Here is a 7,909-nt window from a genome sequence, read left to right on the forward strand (position 1 = left end):
CCCGTGATGCTTCTTCTTCCTCCAGCAGTACGGCCGGTCGGCGCGATGCGGTCGAGCGGCAGGAGCGTGCCGTCGAGGATCACGTATGCCTTCTTCCGTACGGTCTGCATGGCCTGCTCAAGCGTGGGCGCGAGGGCGGCCCAGAGGACGACTGCCTCGCGTATGCAGCAGTGGACCGTGGCGATCCCGACGCGGAATCCCGCCGTGAGGCGGCCGTAGGTGCCGCCGCAGCCAAGGTGGCCAGGACCAGCAGGGCCTGTCTGCCAGGTCGGGTCTGCTGGCCGCCCGTTGGATCACGGAACGCCCTGCTCACTGACCGCCCTCGAGAGGGAACCAGCCGCCCCACGACGATGCCCGGTAAGGCGTGGAAGCCATTCTCTTCTTGATCCTGGCGTTCTCGCCCCTCGTGTGTCCATGGGTGGTCGTGGGCACGGCCGTTCAGCTCGTGTGGCGCGCACGTCACGGTCAGCCACCAAACGGGTGGACATCGCCGGACGCCATGTCGTGCGCGCTGGTCGTGCAACTGGCCGGCGCAGCGGCTGTGGGCGCGTACGCCTGGGGCGTGATGTCGGGGTTCTACATCCTGGACCCGGACCAGATGTGTGCGGCTTCCGGCGCCGACGGCGACCACGTGGTGACGCGTATGACGCTGCCGGTGAGCGTGCAGTGCGTCACGGACCAGGGTGTGGGGACCGAGCTGGTGCCGGTCTGGGTGAACCCGGTCGTCTTCGCCGGCCTGGCGGCCTGCGTGCTCGCCGTCTGGGCGGGAGTCTCCGCCGCGACACGCCGACGCGCCGACCGGGCGCGCGGTGAGGCTGAGGTGGGAGGCGGCGCGGCTGACCGCTCCGACACCCCTTGCCCGAGCCGTGGCCCGGGGAGCGTGGCCGGTGCGAAGAACGCGCCATGAGGCGCGAGGGGGGTGTGTGCCGGGCAGTCCGGTCGGCGTGGCAGGAGCCTGTGTGCCCGTACGTTGACGCCGTGGAGGTGCCCGGATGCGTGCCGGCCGTCGCGGCCGTTCCCCGCACCTCCAGAACCCACAGCCAGGACACCTGGGCCGACCGTGAGAAGTCTGTCGATCGAACGGGGTCTGGATCGGTTGATCACGCGGGCCCAGCCCGGCATCAGACAGGGCTCAGGGATATACGGGGATAATCCAGCGGAGCGGACGGCCGCGCGCTGCTACGGTCGGGCGCCATGAGCTGGCTTCCCGATGGCTTCGTCCACCCCGTCCTGGTCCCGCTGCCGGGCGGTGGTCATCACCTGCGGCCGATCCGGGAGGCGGACACTCCACTCGACTATCCGGCTGTGATGGGTTCACGCGAGCGGCTGTGGACCCTCTTCGGCCCCGCCTGGGGCTGGCCCGCGGCCACCATGACCTACGAGGCCGACCAGGCCGACCTGCTGCGGCACGAGAAGGAGATCGCCGCGCACCAGTCCTTCAACTACGCGCTGTTCGACGCGGCCGAGACAGCTCTGCTCGGCTGCGTCTACATCGACCCACCGCAAAGGGCCGGCGCGGACAGCGAAATCTCCTGGTGGGTTGTGGACGAGCTGGTGGACAGCACGGTCGAGCAAGCCCTCGACACGCTGGTGCCGCACTGGATCGCCGCCGACTGGCCGTTCAAGCAGCCGCGCTTCCTCGGCCGCGAGATCTCCTGGCCTAACTGGCTCGCCCTGCCAGAGCATCCCGACACGTAACTGGTTGTCGCCCGTACCGATCCCCGAGGCTGTCGATGAAGCAGAACTCCTGTGACTCACAGGGCGTGCACGCCCAAGGAAAGGCCTTGTTGCCCCCTCGAACCTGACTTGTTGCTTCTGCTACGTGAGTCACGATACGGGGGCGACCGAACCCTGCTCGACGGGATCCATCACCGCGCTGTCCTCGGTCAGGACCCGATGAGCTGACGTGCTGCCGCGTCAACGGTCTGCGCAAGGAGGACAGCAATGGTCATGGGACCGACGCCGCCGGGCACGGGCGTGATCAGGCCTGCCCTCTGACATGCCGTGTCGAAGTCAACGTCCCCGACATTGCCCGGGTTGTAGCCCGCATCGACCACTACGGCTCCGGGCTTGACGTCCGCCCCGTTGATGAAGCGCGGCCGGCCGACCGCAGCGACCAGGACGTCTGCCTCGCGCACGATCGAGGGCAGATCAACGGTGCGGGAGTGACAGTAGGTCACCGTGGCGTCCCGCCCGAGCAGGAGCATGCCGACGGGCTTGCCGAGGATAGGGCTGCGTCCCACCACGACGGCGTGCTTTCCCGTGAGGTCGACGTCGTACTCGTCCAGCAGGCGCATGATCCCTCCGGGCGTGCAAGAGACGAAGCCAGGCAGGCCGAACCCCATCGCCGCGAAGGACTGCATGGTGACCCCGTCGACATCCTTGTCGGGGGCGATCGCCTCGAACGCGGCGCGCTCATCGATGTGCGGTCCCACCGGGTGCTGGAGCAGGATGCCGTGCACGTCGGGATCCCCGGACAGCGCGGTGACGGCCTCCACCAGGCCGCTGGTGCTCACCGTGGCGGGCAGGGCCACGTGCCGCGAGTGAATGCCGGCCTTCGCGCACCTGGCCTGCTTCATCCGGACATAGGTGACCGACGCCGGGTCCTCTCCCACCAGCACAGTCGCCAGACAGGGGGACACCCCGGTGCGTCGACGGATGTCCTCGGCAGCTGCCGCGCTGGTCTCGGTCATTCGGCGGGCGAGGTCCGTACCTTCCATCAGCCGTGCCTGCTGCGTCTCCATCACGTGCCACTCCTGAGCTCCACGGTGAAGTGCCCAGGCGCACGGCATTGACCAGGCGTCAGGCCGCTCCCCGGTGGTACTCCACCTCAGCGCCAGTTACGGCCCGCACTCACCATACCGGCGCACCCCGGGCGGACGGCCCCCTCCACAGAACTTGACAATTGCGCACCTACGCCGGCCACATGCGAGCAAGTCCGCTCGGTCCGGTCGAGGTGAGCAAGACACGCACGTCCCGGGCCGCGCCAGGACCGCACTGCGCAACCAGCTCGTGCTCAACTTCGCGCGGCAGGAGTCGCCGACCGGGCGTACGGCTGGCTCACCCGGCTCGTCGTCGACACCGCGAGGGAGCGGAGCCCGGAGAGGAAGCGGTTCGCCCAAGCGCCGGGCCACCCCACCGTCCGCCAGGGCGCCCACGCCCGCTTCACCAAGCCAGCCAGATCCTCGCCGAACGCGCCGACGGCCACCCGGACCGCATCTGGAACAACACCTCCACGAACTCGCGTGGCCCGACACACCCACCCGCCACAACTCCCCCATACGCCAACTCACCCACCACCCCGGCCAAGGCCGCGTCGGAGTCGGCGGCCTTGGTGACGGCCGACCTCTACGAACTCGGCCCCGCGCAGCAAGGGAACCCCGATCACCACGAACAACCGGGCACCCAGCACCGGCATCCCCTCTCCCCCAACCCCACCGCCGAGCCCCACCCCCAACCGCCCACCAACACCAGCCACCAGACCATCATGAACGACCCCAGCCACTGCCCGAACAAGCCCCAGGACCCAAGCCCCACCGAAGCCCGGCCCCGCCCCAGGCCCCGGGTCCCGGTCCCGGGCCGGGCCGGGCCGGGCCCCACACACCCTCAGGACTTACCGACGATCGCGTTGCCGTTGTCCTTCGTCACATTCACACAATCCCCGAACGACGGACTCAACAACGACAACAAACCCGGCGAAGGATTACCACACGCATTGAACGGCAACAGAATCGGCTGCTGCAAATTATTCCCCGACAACAAACCCGGCGCAGCAGCCAGCAAACCCTTCGCATCATTATCCGCCGACGCCACCCCCGCACCCGACACCACCAGCACACCCGCCACCACGACAACCCCCAGCGACATACCCCACACACTCATGGACGACCTTCCCAACGACACACCGCCCCCTTCACCGGGCGGAACCACAACCCACCATGCGCACCGACGAAACGACAAACAGCCCAGACACGCCCACCCGTCACCACAACGGCCCCACCCTCGCGAGATCCGCACAACCAGCAAGCACACACCCGAATGCAGCAACACCCCCTCCCCCCAACCCCACACCCCACCGGCACCCACGACACCCCCCCCCCACCACCAACCAGGCCCCACCCCCACCCCATCCGGACATCACCTACATCACCTCACGACATCACCTCACGAACAAACCCCGCCTCGTCGAGCCCGACCACAGCACCCCACCCGCCACAGCGCGCCTACCGCCAGCGACTACGCGAGCAACAAAAGGGGGGGCCACCGACCTCGAGGACCACGCCACCGTGATCAGCACGACCTCGAACCGCAGGCCGGGCCCACCGACCTCGAGGACCACGCCACCGTGCTCAGCACCGCCTCGAACCGCAGACCGGGCCCACCGACCTCGAGGACCACGCCACCGTGCTCAGCACGACCTCGAACCGCAGACCGGGCCCACCGACCTCGAGGACCACGCCACCGTGCTCAGCACGACCTCGAACCGCGGGCCGGCGCCGCGCTGCCCTGCCGCCACAACGACCGACACAGGACAGCACCAGCCGTCCCCCGACCGGGCGATCTTCGTCGAGAAACCGCCGCGCCAACGGCCCGACACTCCAGCCGCAGTCCGTGATCTTGTGGCCCGGGGGGCGGCGCGGGCATGGATACGGCCACCACTGATCACCGATGTCCGCAGACAGAAGATCACGCGGTGGCCACGGCTGACAGCGTTAAACCCCGCCCGCCGGCCGGATACCGCCGACCTGACAAGCCGGACAACGCACCCGTCCACCCGAGTTGCACCCCGACGTCCAGCACAGCAGTTGGTACTGGCGCCACAGGCGGACCTCCCACGCAAGCTGGGCGATCACCGGATCACCAACGCGGCTCGATCACCTCGCACCGTCAGCGCACACGTTCACCGCACTCTGCCGCGATCAGGACGGCACCGGGCGGCAGTTCACCCGGAAGCCGTCCCCTCACTCGTAGGCACGCCTCAACACAGCCGCCCACCGGTGCGCATTCGAGAACAACCTCGCCCAACACGGGGATCTCACCACCGATATGCAATTCCACCGCGCCCACACCGCCCGGGAACACGCCGACCAGAACCCCGAAAGCTGCCGTGTCACCGCCGTCAGCGACGCACTCTCGGACCTCGAAGCACCAGTGCACCGACGCCCCGGCAAGCAGTGCCCCGCCCCGCTCGCCCAGTCCAGCAAGGACAGCCGTGCGAGCTCACACATGGCGGACGATAGCGCAGCAGATCGGGACCGCTTTCCCGTAGGACGTTGTCACCCGCGCGTACTCGGCCTGGGGATAGAACGACACGGCCTCATCAACCACCCCCAACACGGCCTCCCGCGCCGCCAGGTGACCCTGCTCAACAATGCCCAGAAGCACAGGGGTCGCAACCGCGGCCGCCGGAAACACCACGGCACTGCGGCCATCAACGATTCCACCACCACCGAGCAGCGAGCCGGCCTCCGCCACCTCTACCAGGTCCGCCGCAACGGCCAACACACGCAGACCACGGGCGGCGGGCGACACGAGCCCGCTCACACCAGCCGGGACAGCCCGGTATGCCACCCCAGTCCACCGCGCCCATCACACCAACCCGACACCACCCCCGCACCAGGAAGCCACCCATCGCCCCACCCTCCGGCCGACGCCTCGCGAATCACTTCCGTCAAGGAATTCCAGACCCCACCCCGCGCGCCCACACCCACACCCAAACACGCCCAGACCGCCGCACAAATCCTCCTCACCGGCCAACCTGTCGCCGTCCCCGGCGGAACCCGCCACCACAGCGTGGAAGACAGCCTGTTCGGCGACGCCTCCACATCCAGCCCGCGGCCCAGGAGCGGTCAAGGCCCCACCCCAGCGCCACCAGCAGACCCACCACCACCCGAACGGCCCACCCACCCCCCACTACTCCAATCCGCGTACCCCTCCACCCGCCACCACCCCGCACCCCACCACCTGACCAGCACCAACCCCCTACACACCCCACAACCCACCGCAATCACAGTTGCGCACCCACCAGTAACCAGGCCTGCTAGATACCAAACACCCCCATACCACCCACCCGCAGCCCCCGACCCCCAACCCAACCCCCCGCAGGCCCCAAACCCCTCAAACCCCGCCCCACCCGGACCCCGCCACCCAGCCCCCGAACCACAGCCCAACCCACACCAGCCCCCGAACAGCCCCCGAACAGCCCCTAGGGCCCCGGCGGCAGGCCCGGGAAGTGCGGGGGCTCCGGAAGGCCTCGAGACCCCAAACCCCTCAAACCCGGACCCCCCCCGGACCCCCCGGGACCCCCGGACCCCCGGGGCCCGCCACCGACCAGAACCGGACCACAACGCCCACCACAGGAGATCCCATGACCACCCTGTCCGAGGCCGTGATAGCCGGATGCGGCGCCGACGTACTCAAAGCCCTCCCCCTGCCCAAAACGTTCCCCGCCGCCACCGTCCGCCGCTCGGACATCCACATGTTCAAAGACGTCCAAGACAAAGACGTCCGCAAATCCCTCGTCGTCGACGAAGTCCCCATGCCCGAACTCGCACCCGACGAAGCACTCATCGCCGTCATGGCCAGCTCCATCAACTACAACACCGTATGGACCGCCATGTTCGAACCCGTCCCCACCTTCACCTTCCTCCAAGCCATGGCACGCAACGGAGGCTGGGACACCCGACACGACCTCCCCTACCACATCGTCGGCTCCGACGCCGCCGGCATCATCGTCCGCACCGGCTCCACCGTCCGACACTGGAACATCGGCGACCACGTCGTCATCTCCCCCGCCTACGTCGACGACCAAGACCCCCTCACCCACTACGACGGCATGCTCGGCCAAGAACAACGCGCCTGGGGCTTCGAAACCAACTTCGGCGGCCTCGCCCACTACGCCATCGTCCGCGCCAGCCAACTCCTCCCCAAACCCCCCCACCTCACCTGGGAAGAAGCCGCCGCCAACCCCCTCTGCGCCAGCACCGCCTACCGCATGCTCGTCTCCGACCGCGGCGCCCGCATGAAACAAGGCGACATCGTCCTCATCTGGGGCGCCACCGGCGGCCTCGGCTCCTACGCCGTCCAACTCGTCAAAAACGGCGGCGGCATCCCCATCGGCATCGTCAACACCCCCGAAAAAGCCACCCTCGCCTACAAACTCGGCTGCCACACCGTCATCAACCGCACCGACATCGAACACAACAACCCCAACGCCCTCCAAACCCCCGAAGGCTGGAAAAAACTCGGCACCGCCATCCGCGACGCCACCGGCGAAGACCCCCACATCGTCTTCGAACACGTCGGCAAACAAACCTTCGCCGCCTCCGTCTACCTCGCCCGCCGCGGCGGCCGCATCGTCACCTGCGGCTCCAGCACCGGCTACCACCACACCTACGACAACCGCTACCTCTGGATGCGCCTCAAACACATCATCGGCAGCCACGGCGCCAACTGGCACGAACAACAAGAAACCAACCGCCTCATCACCAAAGGCCACATCCTCCCCACCCTCTCCACCACCTACACCCTCAACAACGTCGCCACCGCCACCCGCACCCTCCAAACCAACCAACACACCGGCAAAATCGCCGTCCTCACCCACGCCCCCCAACCCGGCCTCGGCATCACCGACCCCCACACCCGCCACACCATCGGCGAACACAAATTCCACCTCCTCCAACCCCACCACCCCACCACCTGACAAACACCGCGCACGTCGCACGCTGCGCGAGATCCTGGGGTGAAGGCCCTGAGTGCGGCGGGCGGGCTGGCGCCGTACGACCGCGCGCGGCCCCTCTTCACAGCCCGGCCACCGGGTCGCGGCAAATCGGCGGGCCGCCAGGCCCGGGTTCGACATAATTCTGCGGCCTAGAGAGCCGAAAGTGCGGCCTGACCTGCGGGAACATGC

The 7,909-nt window shown here is 68.4% G+C and carries 6 protein-coding genes, 1 pseudogene and 1 riboswitch; of the genes and pseudogenes, 3 read left to right on the forward strand and 4 right to left on the reverse strand.

Annotated elements, in window-relative coordinates; translation table 11 throughout:
- Positions 1-262 (reverse strand): annotated as a pseudogene (locus AC3ET4_RS29625) (IS5/IS1182 family transposase); the annotation flags it as partial.
- A gap of 237 nt (positions 263-499) precedes the next feature.
- Here AC3ET4_RS29625 and AC3ET4_RS29630 point away from each other — a divergent pair.
- Positions 500-907 (forward strand): hypothetical protein, encoded by a 408-nt coding sequence (locus tag AC3ET4_RS29630; protein ID WP_431954858.1) that lies wholly within the window; start codon positions 500-502, stop codon positions 905-907.
- 287 nt (positions 908-1,194) lie between these two features.
- A complete protein-coding gene (locus tag AC3ET4_RS29635) occupies positions 1,195-1,698 on the forward strand; it encodes a GNAT family N-acetyltransferase (RefSeq protein WP_431954860.1) in 504 nt (167 codons plus the stop codon).
- A gap of 188 nt (positions 1,699-1,886) precedes the next feature.
- Here AC3ET4_RS29635 and AC3ET4_RS29640 read toward each other — a convergent pair whose 3' ends face one another.
- The 3 genes from AC3ET4_RS29640 to AC3ET4_RS29650 all read right to left on the reverse strand — a co-directional run bounded on the left by AC3ET4_RS29640 (position 1,887) and on the right by AC3ET4_RS29650 (position 5,544).
- Complete coding sequence (locus AC3ET4_RS29640; RefSeq protein WP_431954866.1) at positions 1,887-2,744, reverse strand: bifunctional 5,10-methylenetetrahydrofolate dehydrogenase/5,10-methenyltetrahydrofolate cyclohydrolase; 858 nt, start codon at positions 2,742-2,744, stop codon at positions 1,887-1,889.
- 24 nt (positions 2,745-2,768) lie between these two features.
- Positions 2,769-2,854, reverse strand: a riboswitch (ZMP/ZTP riboswitch).
- A gap of 752 nt (positions 2,855-3,606) precedes the next feature.
- Positions 3,607-3,867 carry a chaplin gene (locus AC3ET4_RS29645; RefSeq protein WP_488175978.1) on the reverse strand — a complete coding sequence of 87 codons (261 nt, stop codon included), beginning with the start codon at positions 3,865-3,867 and terminating at the stop codon, positions 3,607-3,609.
- Positions 3,868-5,220: 1,353 nt separating this feature from the next.
- Positions 5,221-5,544, reverse strand: a complete 324-nt coding sequence (locus tag AC3ET4_RS29650) for a hypothetical protein (protein ID WP_431954864.1) — start codon at positions 5,542-5,544, stop codon at positions 5,221-5,223.
- An 823-nt stretch (positions 5,545-6,367) separates the two neighbouring features.
- Here AC3ET4_RS29650 and ccrA point away from each other — a divergent pair.
- Positions 6,368-7,702 (forward strand): crotonyl-CoA carboxylase/reductase, encoded by a 1,335-nt coding sequence (gene ccrA / locus AC3ET4_RS29655; protein ID WP_431954865.1) that lies wholly within the window; start codon positions 6,368-6,370, stop codon positions 7,700-7,702.
- The last annotated feature ends 207 nt before the right edge of the window (positions 7,703-7,909 follow it).

The sequence above is a fragment of the Actinacidiphila sp. bgisy167 genome, from assembly GCF_057707665.1.

Excerpts from the sequence above, each read along its gene's own strand:
- AC3ET4_RS29630 (WP_431954858.1), top strand. The coding sequence starts at position 500 with ATGTCGTGCGCGCTGGTCGTGCAACTGGCCGGCGCAGCGGCTGTGGGC.
- AC3ET4_RS29635 (WP_431954860.1), top strand. The coding sequence starts at position 1,195 with ATGAGCTGGCTTCCCGATGGCTTCGTCCACCCCGTCCTGGTCCCGCTG.
- AC3ET4_RS29640 (WP_431954866.1), bottom strand. The coding sequence starts at position 2,744 with ATGGAGACGCAGCAGGCACGGCTGATGGAAGGTACGGACCTCGCCCGC.
- AC3ET4_RS29645 (WP_488175978.1), bottom strand. The coding sequence starts at position 3,867 with ATGTCGCTGGGGGTTGTCGTGGTGGCGGGTGTGCTGGTGGTGTCGGGT.
- ccrA (WP_431954865.1), top strand. The coding sequence starts at position 6,368 with ATGACCACCCTGTCCGAGGCCGTGATAGCCGGATGCGGCGCCGACGTA.